The sequence below is a fragment of the Streptomyces lonarensis genome (assembly GCF_012033735.1).
GTDB lineage: Bacteria > Actinomycetota > Actinomycetes > Streptomycetales > Streptomycetaceae > Streptomyces > Streptomyces lonarensis.
This window is the reverse complement of record NZ_JAAVJD010000098.1, coordinates 1-19125: the sequence shown is the minus strand read 5'-3', so window position 1 is coordinate 19125 and position 19125 is coordinate 1. Positions and strand designations below refer to the sequence as shown.

At 75.0% G+C, this 19125-nt stretch carries 19 protein-coding genes; 12 read left to right on the top strand and 7 right to left on the bottom strand.

All coding sequences use genetic code 11. From position 1 onward, the window contains the following. Window positions 1-194 (bottom strand): hypothetical protein (locus HCN56_RS25815; protein ID WP_209312713.1); only part of this gene is annotated, 194 nt, incomplete at its 3' end. A gap of 366 nt (window positions 195-560) precedes the next feature. Here HCN56_RS25815 and HCN56_RS13935 point away from each other — a divergent pair. The 3 genes from HCN56_RS13935 to HCN56_RS13925 all read left to right on the top strand — a co-directional run bounded on the left by HCN56_RS13935 (window position 561) and on the right by HCN56_RS13925 (window position 3130). Beyond that, window positions 561-1613 carry an Rv2578c family radical SAM protein gene (locus HCN56_RS13935; RefSeq protein WP_167970959.1) on the top strand — a complete coding sequence of 351 codons (1053 nt, stop codon included), beginning with the start codon at window positions 561-563 and terminating at the stop codon, window positions 1611-1613. 85 nt (window positions 1614-1698) lie between these two features. Further along, window positions 1699-2529 (top strand): endonuclease/exonuclease/phosphatase family protein, encoded by an 831-nt coding sequence (locus tag HCN56_RS13930; RefSeq protein WP_312871224.1) that lies wholly within the window; start codon window positions 1699-1701, stop codon window positions 2527-2529. A 61-nt stretch (window positions 2530-2590) separates the two neighbouring features. After that, window positions 2591-3130: a GNAT family N-acetyltransferase gene (locus HCN56_RS13925; protein ID WP_167970957.1), complete on the top strand. Its 540-nt coding sequence runs from the start codon at window positions 2591-2593 to the stop codon at window positions 3128-3130. A gap of 33 nt (window positions 3131-3163) precedes the next feature. Here HCN56_RS13925 and HCN56_RS13920 read toward each other — a convergent pair whose 3' ends face one another. Next, window positions 3164-4768 carry a peptide chain release factor 3 gene (locus HCN56_RS13920; protein ID WP_312871223.1) on the bottom strand — a complete coding sequence of 535 codons (1605 nt, stop codon included), beginning with the start codon at window positions 4766-4768 and terminating at the stop codon, window positions 3164-3166. A 213-nt stretch (window positions 4769-4981) separates the two neighbouring features. Between HCN56_RS13920 and HCN56_RS13915 the strand changes: the two genes are divergently transcribed. The 6 genes from HCN56_RS13915 to HCN56_RS13890 all read left to right on the top strand — a co-directional run bounded on the left by HCN56_RS13915 (window position 4982) and on the right by HCN56_RS13890 (window position 10367). Further along, the gene (locus tag HCN56_RS13915) at window positions 4982-5743 is read left to right on the top strand and encodes a TetR family transcriptional regulator (RefSeq protein WP_209312712.1); all 762 of its coding nucleotides are present in this window, start codon (window positions 4982-4984) and stop codon (window positions 5741-5743) included. A gap of 96 nt (window positions 5744-5839) precedes the next feature. Next, entirely contained in the window at window positions 5840-6832 is a 993-nt protein-coding gene (locus tag HCN56_RS13910; RefSeq protein WP_167970953.1) for an HpcH/HpaI aldolase/citrate lyase family protein, read from the top strand. 348 nt (window positions 6833-7180) lie between these two features. Continuing rightward, complete coding sequence (locus tag HCN56_RS13905; RefSeq protein WP_167931927.1) at window positions 7181-7828, top strand: phosphatidylserine decarboxylase; 648 nt, start codon at window positions 7181-7183, stop codon at window positions 7826-7828. Continuing rightward, entirely contained in the window at window positions 7815-8663 is an 849-nt protein-coding gene (gene pssA, locus HCN56_RS13900; protein WP_209312711.1) for a CDP-diacylglycerol--serine O-phosphatidyltransferase, read from the top strand. Before HCN56_RS13905 ends, pssA begins: the two co-directional genes overlap by 14 nt. Before the next feature lie 158 nt (window positions 8664-8821). Then, window positions 8822-9466, top strand: coding sequence for an MBL fold metallo-hydrolase (locus HCN56_RS13895; RefSeq protein WP_167970951.1), 645 nt, complete (start codon window positions 8822-8824; stop codon window positions 9464-9466). 103 nt (window positions 9467-9569) lie between these two features. Next, the gene (locus HCN56_RS13890; RefSeq protein WP_167970949.1) at window positions 9570-10367 is read left to right on the top strand and encodes an exodeoxyribonuclease III; all 798 of its coding nucleotides are present in this window, start codon (window positions 9570-9572) and stop codon (window positions 10365-10367) included. Window positions 10368-10707: 340 nt separating this feature from the next. Here the strand turns inward: HCN56_RS13890 and HCN56_RS13885 are convergent, their stop codons facing one another. Further along, window positions 10708-11547: a GntR family transcriptional regulator gene (locus HCN56_RS13885; protein WP_167970947.1), complete on the bottom strand. Its 840-nt coding sequence runs from the start codon at window positions 11545-11547 to the stop codon at window positions 10708-10710. 72 nt (window positions 11548-11619) lie between these two features. Then, on the bottom strand, window positions 11620-12360 hold the full coding sequence (locus tag HCN56_RS13880) for a hypothetical protein (protein ID WP_167970945.1): 741 nt from the start codon (window positions 12358-12360) through the stop codon (window positions 11620-11622). 111 nt (window positions 12361-12471) lie between these two features. On the opposite strand from HCN56_RS13880, the gene HCN56_RS13875 reads away from it, so the two are divergent. Then, on the top strand, window positions 12472-12957 hold the full coding sequence (locus tag HCN56_RS13875) for an HIT family protein (RefSeq protein WP_167970943.1): 486 nt from the start codon (window positions 12472-12474) through the stop codon (window positions 12955-12957). Between the two features lie 105 nt (window positions 12958-13062). Here HCN56_RS13875 and HCN56_RS13870 read toward each other — a convergent pair whose 3' ends face one another. After that, a complete protein-coding gene (locus HCN56_RS13870; RefSeq protein WP_376770875.1) occupies window positions 13063-13638 on the bottom strand; it encodes a snapalysin family zinc-dependent metalloprotease in 576 nt (191 codons plus the stop codon). Window positions 13639-14289: 651 nt separating this feature from the next. Further along, the gene (locus HCN56_RS13865; RefSeq protein ID WP_167970941.1) at window positions 14290-15213 is read right to left on the bottom strand and encodes a carbohydrate kinase family protein; all 924 of its coding nucleotides are present in this window, start codon (window positions 15211-15213) and stop codon (window positions 14290-14292) included. A gap of 654 nt (window positions 15214-15867) precedes the next feature. Here HCN56_RS13865 and HCN56_RS13860 point away from each other — a divergent pair. Next, window positions 15868-16665, top strand: coding sequence for an ATP nucleotide 3'-pyrophosphokinase (locus HCN56_RS13860; RefSeq protein WP_167970938.1), 798 nt, complete (start codon window positions 15868-15870; stop codon window positions 16663-16665). A gap of 81 nt (window positions 16666-16746) precedes the next feature. On the opposite strand, the gene HCN56_RS13855 is transcribed toward HCN56_RS13860, so the two are convergent. After that, entirely contained in the window at window positions 16747-17115 is a 369-nt protein-coding gene (locus HCN56_RS13855; RefSeq protein WP_167970936.1) for a tetratricopeptide repeat protein, read from the bottom strand. Window positions 17116-17207: 92 nt separating this feature from the next. Between HCN56_RS13855 and HCN56_RS13850 the strand changes: the two genes are divergently transcribed. Then, on the top strand, window positions 17208-19013 hold the full coding sequence (locus tag HCN56_RS13850) for a gamma-glutamyltransferase family protein (protein WP_167970934.1): 1806 nt from the start codon (window positions 17208-17210) through the stop codon (window positions 19011-19013). Window positions 19014-19125 lie beyond the last annotated feature (112 nt).

Sequence of the window (19125 nt, the reverse complement as noted above, 5' to 3'; positions counted from 1 at the left end):
ACCCGCACCGGGCCCCGGGCGGTCGTTCCGACCCGCTCACCGAGCCCGGCCGGCGCACCGGGCGGCCGTTGCGCGGGCAGCAGCTGCGCCGTCACCGTGCAGGGCGGTGACGCACTCTCGGGCAGCGCCGCCGGGCGTACCCGGGCACCGGAGGTGCGCGGCCCCGGGCCGAGCCGGTCGGTGTCGACGCTCATCTCCGCCGCCCTCTCGCCCTCGCGCCCGCCTGCGGGCGCCCAACCGTCGTCGGCGCCTATTACTGGCAGCAGGGTCGGGACAGGGCAAGCCGGGGCGCGGCCGCGTCGGGCGGACGGGCGCGGGCACGTGGGGGCGGCGGGGCAGCGCGGGGTCTTGCCGCACAACGGCTCCGCGGGTGACGGCGGCCCCACCGCAGACGCCGGACCCGCGCCGGAATCCACTCGAACGGCCGCCCGGGGCGTTGCGCCGGGTGGATGAACGCGGAGGCCGCGGAGTCCCGTTGGGCGCCGGACCGGTCGACCGGGGACAACACCCTCGCCCTTGACGAACACGTGTTCTATTCTGGTGGGGACGGAGGAGGACATATGCGCTGGAACAACCTGAGCGACGACGACCGGAACGCGGCCCCCGGCCTGTTCGGGACCGACGTCGTCACCCGCACCGTGGACACCCCGGAGTTCCGCGGCATCACCTTCCACGAGGTGCGCGCCCGCTCCCTCGTCAACCGGGTCCCCGGGGCGTCCCGCATGCCGTTCGAGTGGACCGTGAACCCGTATCGTGGCTGCTCGCACGCCTGCGTGTACTGCTTCGCGCGCCGTACGCACGCCTACCTCGACCTGGACACCGGGGCCGGGTTCGACAGCCAGATCGTGGTCAAGGTGAACGCCCCCGAGGTGCTGCGCCGGGAGCTCGCCACCGGCCGCTGGCAGGGACAGCACATCGCGATGGGCACCAACGTCGACTGCTACCAGCGCGCGGAGGGCCGCTACCGGCTGATGCCGGGCATACTCGACGCGCTCACCGAGCACGGCAACCCCTTCTCGATCCTCACCAAGGGCACGCTGGTGCTCCGCGACGCGGAGGCGATCGCCCGGGCCGCACGAACCGCGGACGTCGGGGTCTCCGTCTCCGTCGGCTTCGTCGACGAGGAGCTGTGGCGCACCGTCGAACCCGGCACCCCCTCCCCGCTGCGCCGGCTCGACGTGGTGCGGACGCTGACGGGCATGGGGGTACCGGTGGGGGTCTTGATGGCCCCGGTCGTCCCGTTTCTCGGTGACTCCCCGGATCAGCTGCGCGCGACCGTGCGGGCGGTCGCCGCCGCGGGCGCCGTCTCGGTCACCCCGCTGGCGCTGCACCTGCGGCCCGGCGCACGGGAGTGGTTCCTGCGGTGGCTCGGGGAGCACCACCCGCAGCTGCTCCCCTCCTACCGGGGGCTGTACGGGGACGGCGCCTACGCACCGCGCTGGTACCAGCGACGCGTGACCGGACAGGTCCACGAGCTGGCGGCCGAGTACGGGATCGGGCCCCTGCCCCGGCCCGGGGCCCACCGCTTCCGGCGCCCCGGTCCCGGCGCCGCCGGGGCGACGCCGAGCGAGGGGCGGGAGGGGCCCGGCGCCACCCAGCTCACCCTGCTCTGACCTGCCCCGGCCGAGCGGGGGCGCGCGGGCGGCGCTCCGGTGGCGCGGTCACGGCCGACGGCGCGGCGAACGTACCATCGTGGCCGTGCGCATAGTGACGTGGAATCTGTGGTGGCGGTTCGGCCCGTGGGAGGAACGGCAGCGGGCGATCATCGCCACGCTGCGGGAACTCGATCCCGACGTCATCGCCCTCCAGGAGGTCTGGTCGGCCGGCGCCACCAACTTCGCCGCGGTGATCGCCGAGGAACTGGGGCTGGAGCACGTCTTCGGGCCCGCCGGCGTCCCGCCCTACTGGCAGGGGCACGCCGATCCCTCCGTCGGCGTCGGCAACGCCCTCCTCAGCCGCTGGCCGCTGGTGGGTTCCGGTGTGCGGCCGCTGCCACACGGCGACGGGCCGCCCGAGGGCCGCGTCGCGGTGCACGCCCTCGTCGACACCGGCTCCGCCCGGTTCCCGGTGATCACCACCCACCTCCACGCGGCGCCCGCGGGCTCCGCCATCCGCACGGCGCAGGTGGACGAAGTGGCGCGCCTGGTGGCGGAGATCCGGCCCGACGGCGACTTCCCCGCCGTGGTGACCGGCGACTTCAACGCGGAGTCGGACTCGGACGAGCTACGGCGCTTCGCCGGCGTCCGCACGGCGCCCGCCGTTCCCGGCCAGGCCATGATCGACGTGTGGCGGCACGCGGCGCCGGGCACGCCGTGGGCCACCTGGAGCGCCGCCAACCCCTACGTCCGCCATCCGATGGACGTGGACGCCCGCATCGACTACATCCACCTCTCGATGCCGCCGCTGGGCACCCCCGGCCCGTTCGGCATCCGCGACGTCCGGGTCGCCGGGAACCGCCCGGTGGACGGGGTCTGGCCCTCCGACCACTTCGCGGTGGTCGCCGACCTCATCTCGCCGCTGGCCCCGTGACGGGGCCGGACGGCCGCGGGCCGCGGCGGCCGGCGTGGCGCAGCGCCGGGACGACGGCCGCATGACCCGGGCCGTCCTGCGCACCGCCCCCACCGCGGAGCTGCCCGCCGCGCGGCTGGCCGCGGCGCACGCCCTGTTCGCCACCGCCTTCGGACCCGACGTCGACCCGTCCGACTGGGAGCACTGCCTCGGGGGTGTCCACATCACGCTCGACGAGGACGGCGAGCTGATCGGCCACGCGGCCGTCGTCGGACGGCGGCTCACCCACCGGGGCCGCACCCTGCACACGGGATACGTCGAGGGCGTGGCCGTGGCGGCGGGGCATCGCGGGCGCGGCCACGGGGCGGCGCTGCTCGCCGCGGTCGAGCGGGTCGTCCGCGAGCGGTACGCGCTGGGCGCGCTCTCCTCGACCGCCGACGCGCTGTCGTTCTACGAGCGGCTGGGCTGGCAGCGCTGGCGCGGCACCACCGCCGTCCTCACCCCGCACGGCCCACAGCGGACCCCGGAGGACGACGACGCACTGTTCGTGCTGCCGGTCTCCGTGGCACTGGAACCGCACGGCGAGCTGGTCTGCGACCACCGGGCCGGGGACCCATGGTGAGTCCTCGGGCCCCCGCCGGTCCGGCCAGCCCGGTCAGTCCTGCTCGTGCGCGGCAATCAGCGGCTCGAGCGGGGAGTCCGGGAACTCCCGCTCGAAGGAGCCGACGTGCCAGCGGCTGGGGAACAGCGCCAGCGTCACCTTGTCCTTGACACGCAGCATCGCCTCGCCGTGCACCAGCCGGGAGCGGTTCAGCGCCTCGCCGCCGGCCGGATCGGTGGCGCGGGCGAGGTGGTAGGGCAGCATCTCCAGCCGCACCGGTGAGGAGAACTCGTGCTCCATCCGGTGGCGCACCACGTCGAACTGCATCGGGCCCACCGCCGCCAGCACGGGCGCCTGCTCACCGCGGATGTCGGAGACGAGGACCTGGACCACGCCCTCCTCGTCCAGCTGCGCGATGCCGCGGCGGAACTGCTTGGACTTCGCGATGTCGGTCGGTCGGACGATGGCGAAGTGCTCGGGCGCGAAGGTCGGCATCGGCGGGAACTCGACCCGCTTGCCGGTGTGCAGGGTGTCGCCCACCCGCAGCTGCGCAGCGTTCACCAGGCCGACCACGTCGCCCGGGTAGGCCAGTTCCACCGAGGTCCGGTCCTGGCCGAAGACGCTGTGCGCGTATTTGGTGGCGAACGGACGGCCGGAGGCCGCGCGGGTCACGGTCATGCCCCGCTCGAAGACGCCGGAGCAGACCCGCAGGAAGGCGATGCGGTCGCGGTGGGAGGGGTCCATGTTGGCCTGCATCTTGAAGACCAGGCCGGAGAACTCCGCGTCGACCGGGCGCTCCCCGCCGTCCGCGAGCCGCCGGGCGGCCGGCGGGGGCGCCAGGTCCACCACCGCGTCCAGCAGGACCCGCACGCCGATGTTGGAGAGCGCGGCGCCGAAGAAGACAGGGGTCGAGCGCCCCGCCAGGAAGTCCTCGGGGTCGTGGCCGCCGCCGGTCTCCGTCAGCAGCTCCAGCTCCTCGACGGCCCGGTCGTAGTCGTCGCCGAAGACCTCCCGCGCGGTGGCGGCGTCGAGCCGCTCCTCGGCGGCGGCCTTCTCCCCGCCGGGGGCGCGGGTGTAGCGCAGCGCGGCGTCCGGGTCCCGGGCGTCCAGCGTCCCGCGCATCTCGCCGGCGATGCCGATCGGCCAGGTCACGGGAGTGGGCCGCAGCCGGAACTCGCGCTCGATCTCGTCCATCAGCTCCAGGGCCTCACGCCCGGGCCGGTCCCACTTGTTGACGAAGGTGATGACCGGGACGCCCCTGTGGCGGCAGACGTCGAACAGCTTGCGGGTCTGCTCCTCCAGGCCCTTGGCCGCGTCGATCAGCATGACGGCGCAGTCGACCGCCGCCAGCACCCGGTAGGTGTCCTCGGAGAAGTCGGCGTGGCCGGGGGTGTCGAGCAGGTTGAGGACGTTGTCGCGGTAGTCGAACTGGAGCACGGCGGACGTCACCGAGATGCCCCGGGCCTGCTCCATCGCCATCCAGTCGGAGGTCACGCCCCGCCGGTCGCCCTTGCCGTGCACCGCGCCGGCGGAGGTGATCGCCCGGGCGTGCAGCGCCAGCGCCTCGGTGAGCGTCGACTTGCCCGCGTCCGGGTGGGAGATCACCGCGAACGTCCTGCGCCGCGCCGCCTCATGTGCCGCCGTTGTCCGTGAACTCACCACTCCGCCGTATCCGCCCCCGCTCGGGGCCTCGCTGCCGCGCGCCCGGCCGTGCCGACCGGCGGGCAAATCTACCCGCCGACCGCGCCACGCGGAAAACTCGCCCGCGGTCGGCGCCGGGACGGGCGGGGAGGAAGCGCGGTCCGGCCGGGCGTCGACCCGACCGGACGGACACCACCACGGACCGCACCGCCGATACAGTACGTTCGCTCCATGGCCCATCCGGTGAAGTCATCGCGCCCGCAGCCCGCCGCTCAGCGCCTCAAGGTGCGCCGACAGCTCGCGGCCGCCGCCATGGAGCTGTTCACCACCCGGGGCTACGAGGCCACCACGGTGGACGAGATCGCCGCCGCGGCCGGCGTCGCCCGGCGCACCTTCTTCCGGCACTTCCGGTCCAAGGAGGAGGCGATCTTCCCGGACCACGACGACACGCTGGAGCGCGCCCGCGCCGTGCTGGAGGCCGCGACCCCCGGGGAGAACCCGGTGGACACCATCTGCCGCGGCATCAAGGAGGTCATGCGGATGTACACCGCATCCCCGGCGGTGTCCGTGGAGCGGTACCGGCTGACGCGCGAGGTGCCGGCGCTGCGGGAGCGGGAGATCGCCTCGGTGGCCCGCTACGAGCGGCTGTTCACCCGCTACCTCCTCAGCCGGTTCGACGAGGACTCCCCCAACGGCGACGAACCGCTCCTCGCGGAGGTCGCCGCCTCCTCCGTCGTGACCGCGCACAACCACGTTCTGCGGCGGTGGCTCCGGGCCGGGGGCGAGGGGGACGTGGCCGCCGAGCTCGACCACGCCTTCGCGATCGTCCGGCGCACCTTCGGCACCCTGCCCGCCTTCACCGGACGCGCCCCCGGCGCGGAGCCGCGGACCACTGCGGGCGGCGGCCAGGTGCTCGTCACGGTCGCCTCCACCGACGCGCCGCTGCCGGAGCTGATGCGCACCATCGAACGCGCGCTCCAGCAGCACGGCTGAGCGGCCCGCCCGTTCCGGCGGGGCCGACCCCACGCACCACCCGCCGTCCACCGACCGGGACGGCGGCGCACCACCCACCACGACGGAGGAACCCCCGTGTCAGTCGCCCCCGCCCAGACCCCGGCCGCGACGGTCCCGACCCGCCGCGCGCGTCGTTCCTGCCTGGCCGTCCCGGCGTCCAACCCGCGGTTCGTGGAGAAGGCGCAGACGCTCCCCTCCGACCACTTCTTCCTCGACCTGGAGGACGCCTGCGCGCCCCCGGTGAAGGAGGACGCCCGGCACGCGGCCGTCACCGCCCTCAACGAGGGCGACTGGGCGGACCGCACCCGCACCGTGCGGATCAACGACTGGACCACGCACTGGGCGTACCGCGACGTGATCACCGTGGTGGAGGGCGCCGGCGAGCACCTGGACTGCCTGATCCTGCCGAAGGTGAGCGACCCCCGGCAGGTGACCGCGCTGGACATGCTGCTGACGCAGATCGAGAAGGGGCTCGGGCTGCGGGTGGGCGGGATCGGCATCGAGGCGCAGATCGAGGACGCCCGGGGCCTGGTGGCCGTGGACGCCATCGCGGCGGCCTCGCCGCGGCTGGAGACGCTGGTCTACGGGCCGGCCGACCTGATGGCCTCGGTCAACATGAAGTCGCTGGTGGTGGGCGAGCAGCCGCCCGGCTACCCCGCCGACGCCTACCACTACATCCTGATGCGCATCCTGATGGCGGCGCGCGCCCACGACCTCCAGCCGATCGACGGCCCCTACCTCGCCGTCCGCGACACCGAACGGTTCCGTCAGGCGGCCGGCCGCACCGCCGCGCTCGGCTTCGACGGCAAGTGGGTGCTGCACCCGGCGCAGATCGAGGCGGCCAACGAGATCTACTCGCCCACCCAGGACGACTTCGACCACGCGGAGCTGATCCTGGACGCCTACGCGCACCACACCTCGGTGGCGGGCGGCGCCAAGGGCTCGGTGATGCTGGGCGACGAGATGATCGACGAGGCGAGCCGCAAGATGGCGCTGGTGGTGTCCGGCAAGGGCCGCGCCGCGGGGTTGCGCCGCACCTCCCGGTTCGAGCCGCCGACGGCGGGCTGACCGAGGGGCGGCGCCGGTGGGCGCGGCGGTCGGGCACCGGCCCGCCCGGCCGCCCTGCGGCGCCGCCGCGGCGCCCCCCACGGCGCTGTCACTCCGCGGTGACGCCCTGCGACTGGCCGAGAGTAGACGATTGGGTGTGATCATGGCCGGGTACGGAGCGGAGGAGAGCCGCGAACCGGGCCGAAGGGCCCCATCCGAACGTCCCGAGTGGCGAAAAGTGCACAGCCAGGCCTGCGATGACGGCGCCATGCCCCGCGGCGGCTTGCTCCGTTACCCCTGACAGCCGATAGCATTCCTGGTAATCGCCCGTCTCTCGGCGCGATCTCCTCCCGCTACGAATGGTCTCCCATGCCCCACCGCTCTCTCTCCGAAGAACCCGGCCGAGTGCGTTTCGCGCGCGGTGCCTCCCCGTGGGTGGTGCCGACCGTCGCCACCGCCGCGCTGAGCCTCGCCAAGGCCCGTCACTCCGGCCGCTGGGCCGCCGTGGCCGTGCCGACGACGGTGCTCGCCGCCGGCATGCTGTGGTTCTTCCGCGACCCCGACCGGGAGATCGCGACCGGCCGGGTGATCTCCCCGGCCGACGGAGTGGTGCAGTCGATCATGCCGTGGGCGGACGGCCGTACCCGGGTCGCGATCTTCATGAGCCCGCTGAACGTGCACGTCAACCGCGCCCCGGTGGCCGGCACGGTCCGCTCGCTGGAGCACGTCCCCGGCGGCTACGTGCCCGCGTTCAACAAGGAGAGCGAGAACAACGAGCGGGTGGTCTGGCACTTCGACAGTGAGCTGGGCGACATCGAGATGGTGCAGATCGCGGGTACGGTGGCACGCCGGATCGTTCCGTACGTGCCGCAGGGGTGCAAGGTCGAGCAGGGTGAGCGCATCGGCCTGATCCGCTTCGGTTCACGTGTGGACGTCTACCTGCCCGAGGGCATCGACCCGGCCGTCGAGGTCGGTCAGCCCACCACCGCGGGGGTGACTCGCCTTGACCGTGATTGACCGCAAGTCCCAGGGGACGTGGGCCCCCGAGGACGAGACGGACGATGACGACGACATGCCGCTGTCGCTGCGGCTGTCGATCGCCGACGCGCTGACGCTCGCCAACGCGACCTGCGGCTTCCTGGCCGTGTACTTCACCACCTCCGGGGTGCTGATCCCGCACCTCACGGGCACCGGTGACGTGGGCGTCGTGCGCAACAACGCCGCGACCGCCGTGCTGCTGATGCTGCTGGCGTCCATCTTCGACCTGTTCGACGGCCTGGTGGCGCGCAAGCTGCGCAGCTCCCCGATGGGCGCCGAGCTCGACAACCTCTCGGACCTGATCAGCTTCGGACTGGCGCCCGCCTACTTCGTGCTGGTGTGGGGCATGGTCGTCGGCGACATCCACGAGCCGCTGTCGGCGCTGGCGGCGATCGTGGTGCTGCTGGCCGTGATCCTGCGGCTCGCCCGCTTCTCCTGCGTCTCGATGCCCGACGGCGTCTTCCAGGGCATGCCGTGCCCGTTCGGGGCGCTGACCGTGGTCTCCATCGTCCTGCTGGAGCTGCCCTTCGTGCCGACGCTGCTGGCGATCGTGGGTGTCGCCTGGCTGATGGTGAGCCGGGTCGAGTACCCCAAGCCGCGCGGACCGCTGGCCGGCGCCATGCTGGCCTGGATCACGCTCTGCATGGGCATGCTGACCGCCTGGGCCTTCGACGCCCCCGGCGGCGAGCTGATGCTGCAGACCGCCTGCTCGATGCAGGTCGTGCTCGCCGCGGTCATCCCGCTGTTCGCCACCGCGCGCCGCGTCTACGCCTTCCGTGAGGACCGCCGGGAGGCGCGCGCCGCAGCCCAGTGACACCGCGGCCACGCCCGGGAGGGGGCGGTGGGAGGAGACTCCCACCGCCCCCTCCCGCGTGCGGTGGCGGGCTGTCCCGACGGGATGCACCGCAGGGACGCGTCACGGCCCCGAGGAGCCTCCCCCGGCGCGCCGTCCCGCGGGGCACAATGGCCCGCATGGAGTTCACCAAGCAGGGGCACTCGTCCGTACGGCTGACCCGCGGCGGCCGCAGCCTGGTCATCGACCCGGGAGCTTTCAGCGAGCCGGAGGCCGCGCTGGGCGCGGAGGCGGTGCTGGTCACGCACGAGCACCCGGATCACTTCGACGAGGGCAGGCTCCGCGCCGCGCTGGACGCCGACCCGGCGGTCACCATCTGGACGCTGCGCAGCGTCGCCGACCAGCTGTCGGCCGCCTACCCCGGGCGGGTGCGGACCGTCGGCAACGGCGACACCTTCGAGGCGGCCGGCTTTTCGGTCGAGGTCCACGGCGAACTGCACGCCGTCATCCACCCGGACATCCCGCGCGTCACCAACATCGGCTTCCTGGTGGACGGTGCGCTCTTCCACCCCGGGGACGCGCTCACCCTCCCGGGGCGGCCCGTGGCCAACCTGCTGCTGCCCGTCCACGCACCGTGGAACAAGTTCTCCGAGGTCGTCGACTACGTGCGCGAGGTCGCTCCCGCCCGCGCCCTGGCGGTCCACGACGGGCTGCTGGCGGAGCCGGGCCACGCCGTCTACACCCGCCAGCTCGGCCCCGCCGGCCCCGGCCTCGGCGGCGCGGAGTACACGCGGCTCACGCCGGGCGGCACGCTCACCCTCTGAGCCCTGGCCCGCCCCTCCGCCGCGCCCGTCCGCCGGCGCTCCACGCGCCGCACCCTGCACGTCCCGCACGTCCGCACGTCCGCACGTCCGAGGAAGAGAAGCCATGCGTATCGCCACCTGGAACGTCAACTCCATCACCTCCCGCCTGCCGCGGCTACTGGCCTGGCTGGAGTCCTCCGGGACCGACGTGCTCTGCGTGCAGGAGCTGAAATGCGGCGACGACGCGTTCCCCACGGGCCCGCTGCGCGATCTCGGGTACGAGGCCGCGTCGCACGGCACCGGCCGGTGGAACGGCGTGGCCGTCATCTCCCGCGTGGGGCTGACCGAGGTACGGACCGGGCTGCCGGACGGGCCCGCGTACGACGGAGCGGTGGAGCCGCGCGCGGTCAGCGCCGTCTGCGGCGGGGTCCGGGTGTGGTCGGTGTACGTGCCCAACGGGCGCGAGGTCGACCACCCCCACTACACCTACAAGCTGGAGTGGCTGGCGGCGCTGCGGACCGCGGTCGCGGCCGACGCCGCGGCCGAGCGGCCGTTCGCGGTGCTCGGGGACTTCAACATCGCCCCGGCCGACGAGGACGTCTGGGACATCACGCAGTTCACCGACGCCACGCACGTGACCGGCCCCGAGCGGGCAGCGCTGGCGGCACTGCGCGAGACCGGCCTGCGGGACGTCGTCCCCCGCCCGCTGAAGTACGACCACCCCTTCACCTACTGGGACTACCGGGCGCTGGGCTTCCCGAAGAACAAGGGCATGCGGATCGACCTCGTCTACGGCAACGCGCCCTTCGCCACGGCGGTCTCCGACGCCTACGTCGACCGCGAGGAGCGCAAGGGGAAGGGCGCCTCCGACCACGCCCCCGTGGTCGTGGACCTCGACCTCGGGGGCCCCACCGACGGCTGACGCCGGGCGGGTGGCGGTGTCCCCGTCGCGCCGGGCCGGACGGGGAGGAGACGCCGGGTCGCCCGACGCCCGACGCTCGGCGGGCGCGACGCGTGGGGCACCGGCACCGGGCTGCTCTTCGTACGGCGGAGGTGCGCCGCGTCCCGGGCGCCCCACGGGACGCGACGGCACCGGGCCGCCGGTCGTGGCCCCCACCGCGGGCAGGGAGCCGATCGCGGACGGGGAACCGGTCGCGGGCCGCGCGCCGCAGCCGGGGGCGGCGTGGCTCCGAGCGCCTCGGCAGCGCGGCAGCGGCGGCAGCCGACAGGCGACGGCCGGGGGCAGCGCTTCGCGGGTCGGGTCAGCGGGCGGCGACCGGGTGGGGCGCGACGAGGTCGATCGGGTACTCCAGGCGCCAGCGGTCGCCCCGTACCACCGTCTCGGAGGTCTCGACCGGCCGTCGGCGGTCGTCGTAGTGGGTACGTTCCACCACGGTCAGGGACTGTCCGGGCGAGCATCCGAGCTGCTCGGCCTCCAGGGGCGAGGCCGGGCGGGAGCCGACCGCCTCCGTGGCCCGCACCACGCGGATGCCAATGGCCGCGAAACGGCCCGGAACCCCGCAGCGGGCGTAGGGGCCGCTGTCGGGGCGTTCCACCTCGGTGCCGCCGGTGAGCGCCAGCGGCTCCCAGCTGACGGAGAGTTGCAGGGGCCGGCGGTCGGCGAGGAACTCGTACACGGTGCGGACGACGGGCGCGCCGGCCCCCAGCGCGAGGCGCTCGGCGACCAGCGGGGGTGCGGTGCCGGTCGTCGAGGTCGCCTCCCACGCCAGCTGCGGACCGGCGGCGGCGGTAGCCGGGCTCCCGTGGACGGGCGGGACCCCCTCGGGCTCCCGGTCGGCGGTGGCACCGCCGCCCAGCACCAGGCGGGCGGCGAGCGGCGTGTCGACGGTGTGCGGGGCCCGCACCAGGGCGCCGATGGGCACGCGGTCGCTGACGAAGACGCCCCGGCCGAACTGGCCGTGGGCGTAGCCGGCGGCCTTGAGGACCCGGACGGCTCTGTCGACCGTCTGGTCACTGGCGTCGTAGGCCCGCCGGAGTTCGGCGCGCGAGGGGATGCGCGCACCGACGGGGAGGGTGCCGTCGTCGATCCTGCGGCGCAGGTCGTCTGCAATCCGTTGGTAGACGGGGCGGGCGTCCGTCATGCTGCTCCTCGCACACTCTCGGCGACGCGCCGGCCACGGGCCGACCGAGGAGTCAGCGTACGTTACGGCCCGTCAGGCGCCCTTACTCGTGGTGAGACCGGTGCGCGGGGTCGTCGCCTCCTTGGTCACGTCGCCGATGACTTCGACCACGTCAGGGCCGTAGGCCTGCGAGTTGACGACGCGGAACAGCAGCACGAAGTTGCCGCCGGAGCCGTAGCGGCGGGCCAGTTTGACGTGATGTTTGGCCAGATGCCGCGCCGCGGCCTGGTGGGTGATGGAGCGCTGTCCGCAGGCGAGGAAGACGGGGCGGCCGCCCTGTCCTGCGGTGAGACGGGCGAGCAGGACATGCTCCACGGAGCCGTTGACCAGGCGGTGGCGCTCGGTGCCGACGGTGAGGGAGCCGCGGTCGGGGCCGGCCGCGGTGTCGGTGTCGAAGCTGACGCCCGGCATGAGGCTGTGCAGGTGCGCGGCCATGCGGCGGTTGCCGAGCGGGTTGCCGAGGCATATCTCGGTGCGCTCGCCGAACCCCTGCTGCGGCGCGTCACCCGACATCACCTGGGCGTTGGCGTGGCAGGCCTTGATGAGAGCGGCGAGTTCCAGCAGGGCGAACACGTCGTTGCGTGAGACCGCGCCGTCCGCGCCGGTCTCCCGGCTGACCACCAGCAGGCACTCGGAGTTGTCGGGCAGCCCGAAGAACCGCTGCTTTCGGCGGAGCGCGAGGCCGTAGACGTGGCCGCGCAGGAACCACCCGGCCGCTGCCGCGCCGACGACGGCCGCCACGACGGCGGTGACGAGGAGGAGTGTGTCGCTCATGGCCCGGGACCCTACCGGCGTTTCGCAGCGGTGTTCGACCCCCGTCCCACGCGGGGAGGGCGGTCGGGCGCCGCCGGGAAGGCCGCGTCACGTCCCCGATAGGCTGCCGTCATGGACGAGGGGTGGCGCGAGGACCGGGTCGCGAGCGCGTTGCGCGGGGAGAACCCGGCGGTGTTGCGGCGGCTGGACGCGGGTTTCGCCGTGCTGGCGGAGGCGCAGTTCCTGCCGGGCCACGCGCTGCTGCTGGGCGACGACCCGACGGTCCGTCGGTTCGCGGAGCTGCCGCGGGAGCGTCGGGTGGCGTTCCTGGCGGACGTGGACCGGCTGGCGGGGGCGGTGGAGGAGACGTGTCGGGCGCTGGACCCGGCGTGCTCCGGCGTGGACGTGGAACTTCCGGGCTCCGGGGGTCCGGTGGCCGCCGTGTGGCCGCGGTACCGGTGGGAGCCGGTCGATCTGCGCGACCGCTCGGTGCGCCGGTACCCGGAGGAGCGGTGGCGCGATCCGTTCTTCGCGCTGGGGCGTGGCCACGACGGTCTGCGGTCGGCGCTGCGCGCCGCGCTGGACCGGTCCGCGGAGGACGGCCCGGCCGGCGCCTGACACCGCGCTACCGGCGGGCTCGCGGCGGCACAACCGGCCCCGTGCGGAGTGGTGCTCCGTGCGGCCGGCCGGTCGCCGAACGCACGGAGCGGTCGCGCCGGGCGGTCAGCGACCGGCGAGCGCGGGGGCGTGCGGGGTGGTCGCGGCCGGGGCGAGCAGCAGGGAGCCCGCGAAGTACCGCTCGACCGTCGCGCGTTCCTGGGCGTTGGGGAACTGGTTGGTGCAGGAGATCCCACCGGTGGAGCCGGACATCAGGCTGGAGCAGGGGCCGGGCTTGACGTCCGGCAGCCCGAGGATGTGCCCGAACTCGTGCGAGGCGATGCGGACGGTGTTGTAGCCCTCGTTGACGGCCTGCCGGCCCATCCACACGGTGCCGTTGCCGAGGCTGGTCCGCTGGGCGCGGGGCCAGCCGTTGTCTGCGACGACGCGGACGTTGGCGCGTTGGCCGGCCTGGGCGGGGACCAGCCGCACGTTGGCCACGCTGGCGTTCCAGGCGTCCGCACCGCGGTGCACGGCGGTGACGAACTCCGCGGCACCGCTCGCGTCGTAGGTGACGACACGTGCGGCGAGCGGGCGGTCGGCGTCGGGTGCGGGCGTGGCGGCGAACGCCTGCCCGGTGGTCCAGGTGAGCGCCACGACCAGCAGGGCCACCAGGACCCGGGATACTTTGCCGGTTGTCACGGTCTGCCTCCAGTGGGGAGTTGCCGGGTGGGACCGGGCACCCGACGAGCGGTGGGGACGGGCCGGCGCCCGCACACGGCCGGGACGATGGTGATCTTTGATCATGTACATGCCAGCACCATCGGTGTGGTTGCCCATCCGGGGAGTGCTCCAACCCCTTCGGAGGCCCCGGATTCGCCCCGGGCGCACCACTGCCACGTTCCGCCCCTCGCAGCGGCAGCGGGTGCCACGGCCGGGCCCTGGGCGACGAACAGCCGGCGCCGCGGGCGGGGATGTCAGGGGCGCCGGTGCCCGAACGGGGGCGACGGTGCGGGGGCCGTCAGAGGGGGCGGGCGCGGAGTCGCAGGGCGGGCCGGCGGCGGCGCGCCCGGCTCGGGCCCGCTCAACGCACCGCCCCGCCGGGCCAGGTGAGAGCGACGCAGCGACCGGGCAGCCCGTGAGGGCCGCGCTGACCGGCTGCCCCCATGGCGTCCTGCCGGGACCGGGCCCCGTCCCGGATCGGTCGAGGGAGCGGACGCGGCCGACGGCGCGGGGCGGTGCGGGCGGGCGCGACCTCGGTCCGGTTCACCTACGGGCGGTCGCGGCACCACAGCGGCGGACCTCGCCGGGCGTTGTCCCCTCCTCGGCAGGGTCCTCGGGCGCGCGCCCCGTTCAGCCGAGCGCCGCGGTCAACTCACCGGCGCGTGGCGGGTTGGCCCCCGCCCGGCCGACCGTGATGGCGGCGGAGGTGGCGGCGGTGCGGAGGACCCCGTCGACCGCCTCACCGGAGAGCGCCGCCAGCCGGCCGCGACCACCCTCCCCCAGCACCCCGAGACCGGCCAGGGCGTGCAGGGTGCCGGACATGAACGCGTCGCCCGCGCCGACCGTGTCGGCGACGTCGACCGGCAGGGAGGGCACCTCGCGGCGCCCGTCCGCGGTGGCGGCCAGCGCCCCGTCCGGCCCGCGGGTCACCAGCACCAGCGGGCAGCCCAGCTCGACCCAGGACTCGGCGACCTCTTCCGGGGCACGCCCCGGGTAGAGCCACTCCAGGTCCTCGTCGCTGGCCTTGGTGACGTCGCTGAGCGCCACGAAGCGTTCGACGCCCGCCACCGCGGCGGCGTGGTCGCCCATCAGCGCGGGGCGGACGTTCGGGTCGTAACTGACGGTCGTGCGGCCCGACGCGGCGCGCAGCGCGTCCAGGACGGCACCGGCCCCGGGCTGCCGCACCGCGGCGATGGACCCGGTGTGCAGATGCCGTCCCGGGGCGACCGCGGGCGGCGCGGCGAGGCTCCACTCGATGTCGAACCGGTAGTCGGCGCGCCCCTCGGCGTCCAGCGTCGCGACGGCCGACGGGGTGCGCGGCACGGCGGCGGCCTCGACGGTGACCCCGGCGGACGCCAGGTGGCCGGTGATCAACCGGCCGTGCTCGTCGTCGGCGAGCTCGGTGGCCAGCGTGGTGTCGTGCCCGAGCAGCGCGAGCCCGTACGCGACGTTGGCCGGGCTGCCGCCCGCGTGGACCCGGTCCGGTTCACCGGACCGCCGGACGATGTCGGCGACGCATTCTCCGACGACGACGAAGGCCGAGGTCACGGCCATCACCCCCCTTGTTCTCGCTGCGGGACGGTCGGCAGTATGCCAGTCACCGGGCGCCCCCGGCGCGCCCCCTGGCGCCGTGCGCCGGCCGACCCGGCCTCGCGCTGCCCGCATGGCACGGGGCGGCGGCCTCCCGCGGGCACGGGCCACCGCAGCCGGGAACCACCGGGCGGCAGCAGCGGGCCCGCGCCGGACGACCTGTCCGCACCGTGCACCGCCCGACCCCGCACCCGTACGGGCAGCACACGCCCTGCCACCGCCCGCTTCCCGGTGATCGGCGCCCGAGTCACCTCCGGTTCGCCGGGTGCCGTCCCGAGGCTGTGCTCGTACCGTCCCCGCGTCGTCCGGGGAGTCGCTGTGGCATCGGGTGGCGCCGCCGGTCGGCGCCGGGCGGCTCGGCGGCCGAAGGCCGACGGCCTGGCGTCGGCAGCGTCGGCGACGGCTCACGCCCGGAGAGACCCGTGGGGCGCGCGGACGGTGCTGCGCCCCCCTTAGGGCGCTCCGACGCCTGCGCGCCGTGGTGCGCGCGGTCTCGCGCGCCCGTCCAGGTAGCCCGTCCGGGCGGTGGCCGGTGACCGTGCGCCGGACGGCGCGTTGTCCCGGGCGCACCATCCGACCGCGGCCCGCCGGGCCGCGTTGACGACAGGGGACCCGCGCATGACCTTCCGCCGCATCCGTGTCCGCCGCGCGCTGGGCACCGCCGCCGTGCTCTCCGCGCTGCTGGCGCCCGCCGCCGCAGCCGTCCAGCCGTCGCCCGCCGCAACGGCGCGCACGGTCCAGGAGCCGGCCCCGGAACCGGCCTGGGAGGGCGAGGGACTCACGCTGGACAGCGAGGAGAACGCCGCGGTCGACGCCTACCTCGACCGCGCCGCGGAGGCGGAGCGGCGGATCAGTCCCCAGCTGCTGCGGGTCGCCGAACTGACCGCCGCCGAACTGGTCGGCTTCGACAACAGGTTGAAGACCGAGGGTTCCCTCAAGCGCAAGGTCGCGACCTGGCTCGACGAGTCGCCGGAGAAGTCCGTGGACGACGTGCTGGGCGAGATCAACGACTCGGTGCGCTACACGCTGCAGTGGGAGGACGAGGGGTACACCGAGGGCGTCGCGGACGCCGCCGACCTGCTGAGTGCCTGGCGCAACGCCCCCGTCCGCTGGTCCAACACCTGGGGCAGCACCGGCCGCTACCAGGCCGTCAACTCGACCTGGCGGGAACCCGCCGCCGGCCACCCCTACGAGGTCCAGTTCCACACCCCTGCCAGCCGCGCCGCGGCGACCCTGACCCACCCGCTGTACGAGGAGGAGCGGCTCCCGTCCACCTCGCCCGAGCGCGCGGCGGAGCTGCGGGAGCAGCAGGCGCTCATCTTCGGCGCCGTCCCGGTGCCCGAGGGCGCGGAGCGGCTCGCAGCCCCGGGCGTCTCCTCCCCCGCGACGCGTCCGGTGCCGATGCCGGTCGGCTGACGGGCACCGGCTCCCGGAACAGGTGTGGCCGCGACGGTGGGAACCGTCGCGGCCACACGCGCGCCGGGCACGGGGCGGAACTCAGCTCTCGCCGCTGTCCGACGCCAGGCGGCGGGGCGCGTCCACCGGCTCACCGCTGAGTGCCGCGGCCAGCCGCAGGTGCGGCGCGGCCTCCGCCTGCCTGCCGAGTCGCTCCAGGGTGCGGCCCAGCATCAGCCGGGCGTAGGACTCGTCCGGGTAGCGGTCGACGATGAGGCGCAGCTCCTCCTCGGCGCGGTTGAGCTGCGCGGAGTGGTAGAGCGCCCGCGCCAGCAGCAGCCGCAGGTCCAGTCGGCCCGGCTCCGCGTCCACGAGGCCGCGGGTGATCCTGGCGGCCTCGCCGTAGTCGCGCGCGTCGAAGAAGAGCTGTGCGCGGTGGTAGCGGTCGATGAGGTTTCCGTCGGTGTTCATGGGTCTCCTCCCGTACGTCCTCCGCAACGCCCCGGCCCCCGGCGGTATTCCGCCCCTGTTCGCGGCGGTGACCGGCGCGTACGCTCCCCCGCATGTTCACGACGCGACCCACACTCCAGGGCACCTTCGGCATGGCCTCCAGCACCCACTGGCTCGCCTCCCAGACCGCGATGGCGGTGCTGGAGGACGGCGGAAACGCCTTCGACGCGGCCGTGGCGGCGGGCTTCGTCCTCCAGGTGGTCGAGCCCCACCTCAACGGGCCCGCCGGGGAGGTGCCGGCAATCGTGGCGCCGGCCGGCGGGCCGGTGCGCGTGCTCTGCGGGCAGGGGCCCGCCCCCGCGGCGGCGACCATCGAGCACTACACCTCGCTGGGCCTGGACGTGGTGCCGGGCACCGGCCCGCTGGCGGCGGCCGTGCCCGGGGCGTTCGACGCCTGGATGCTGATGCTGCGCGACCTGGGGACCCGCTCCCCCGCGCAGGTGCTGCGCTACGCGATCGGCTACGCGGAGCACGGGCATCCCGCTCTCGACCGGGTCGGCGTCGCGGTCGAGCGGGTCCGCGAGCTGTTCGAGAACGAGTGGACCTCCTCGGCGGAGGTCTATCTCCCCGGTGGCAGGGCCCCGGCCGGCGGCGACCTGCTGCGCAACCCGGCGCTGGCGGCCACCTGGCGCCGCCTCGTCGCCGAGTCCGAGGCGGCCGGCGGCGACCGCGAGGCGCGAATAGAGGCGGCCCGCCGGGTCTGGCGGGAGGGCTTCGTCGCCGAGGCGGTGGACGCGCACGCGGCTCGGCCGGCGATGGACTCCTCCGGTGAGCGCCACGCGTCGACCCTGACGGGCGAGGACATGGCCCGGTACTCCGCCTCCTTCGAGGAGCCGGTGCGGTACGACTGGCGGGGCTGGACGGTCTGCAAGCCCGGCCCCTGGTCTCAGGGGCCCGTGCTGCTCCAGCAACTCGCCCTTCTCGACCCGGGGCTGGCGGCGGAGGACCTGGGGACACCGGATCACGTGCACGCGCTGGTCGAGGGCGGCAAGCTGGCCATGGCCGACCGGGAGGCCTGGTACGGCGACGCCGCGGAGGTCCCGCTCACCGACCTCCTCTCCCCCGGGTACAACGCCGAACGCCGCCGGCTGATCGGTCCCGATGCCTCGCACGAGCTGCGGCCGGGGTCGCCGGGCGGCCGCTCACCGGTGATCGGGCGCCACGCGGCCGGCGCCGCGGGAACGCTCCCGGGGTGGACGCCCCCGGACCCGGTGGCCGGCGCCGGCGAGCCGACGGTGGGCCGCGACGGCGAGGTCCGCGGGGACACCTGCCACGTGGACGTGGTGGACCGGTGGGGCAACATGGTCAGCGCCACGCCCAGTGGCGGTTGGCTGCAGTCGAGCCCGGTCGTGGCGGGGCTCGGCTTCCCGCTCGGCACCCGGCTGCAGATGACCTGGTTGGAACCGGGGCTGCCGTCCTCGCTGACTCCCGGACGCCGTCCGCGCACGACGCTCTCCCCGTCGCTGGCGCTGCGCGACGGCCGCCCCGTCATGGCGTTCGGCACCCCGGGCGGCGACCAGCAGGACCAGTGGCAGACGCACTTCTTCCTGTCGGTGGCGCTGCGGGAGCGGGTCCGGGGCTCGCTCGACCTCCAGGGGGCGATGGACGAGCCCAACTGGCACCAGGACAGCTTCCCCAGTTCCTTCTACCCGCGCCGGATGGACCCGGGTTCCGTGACGGTCGAGGAGCGCGCCGGGGTGGAGACGGTTGCCGCGCTGCGGGCCCGGGGGCACCGGGTGACCGTGGCCGGGGCGTGGACGGAGGGGCGGCTGTGCGCCGTGGCGCGCGATCCGGAGACGGGGGTGCTCTCGGCCGCGGCCAATCCGCGCGGGATGCAGGGGTACGCGGTGGGGCGCTGACACCTCCCGCTGCGGACCGCGGCGGCCCGGCGCCGGGGCTTTCGGCCGGGCGCCGCGGCTTTCCCGCCACCCGTGCGGGCGGCGGGGCGCCCGGGACGCCGTGGCCCGGGGG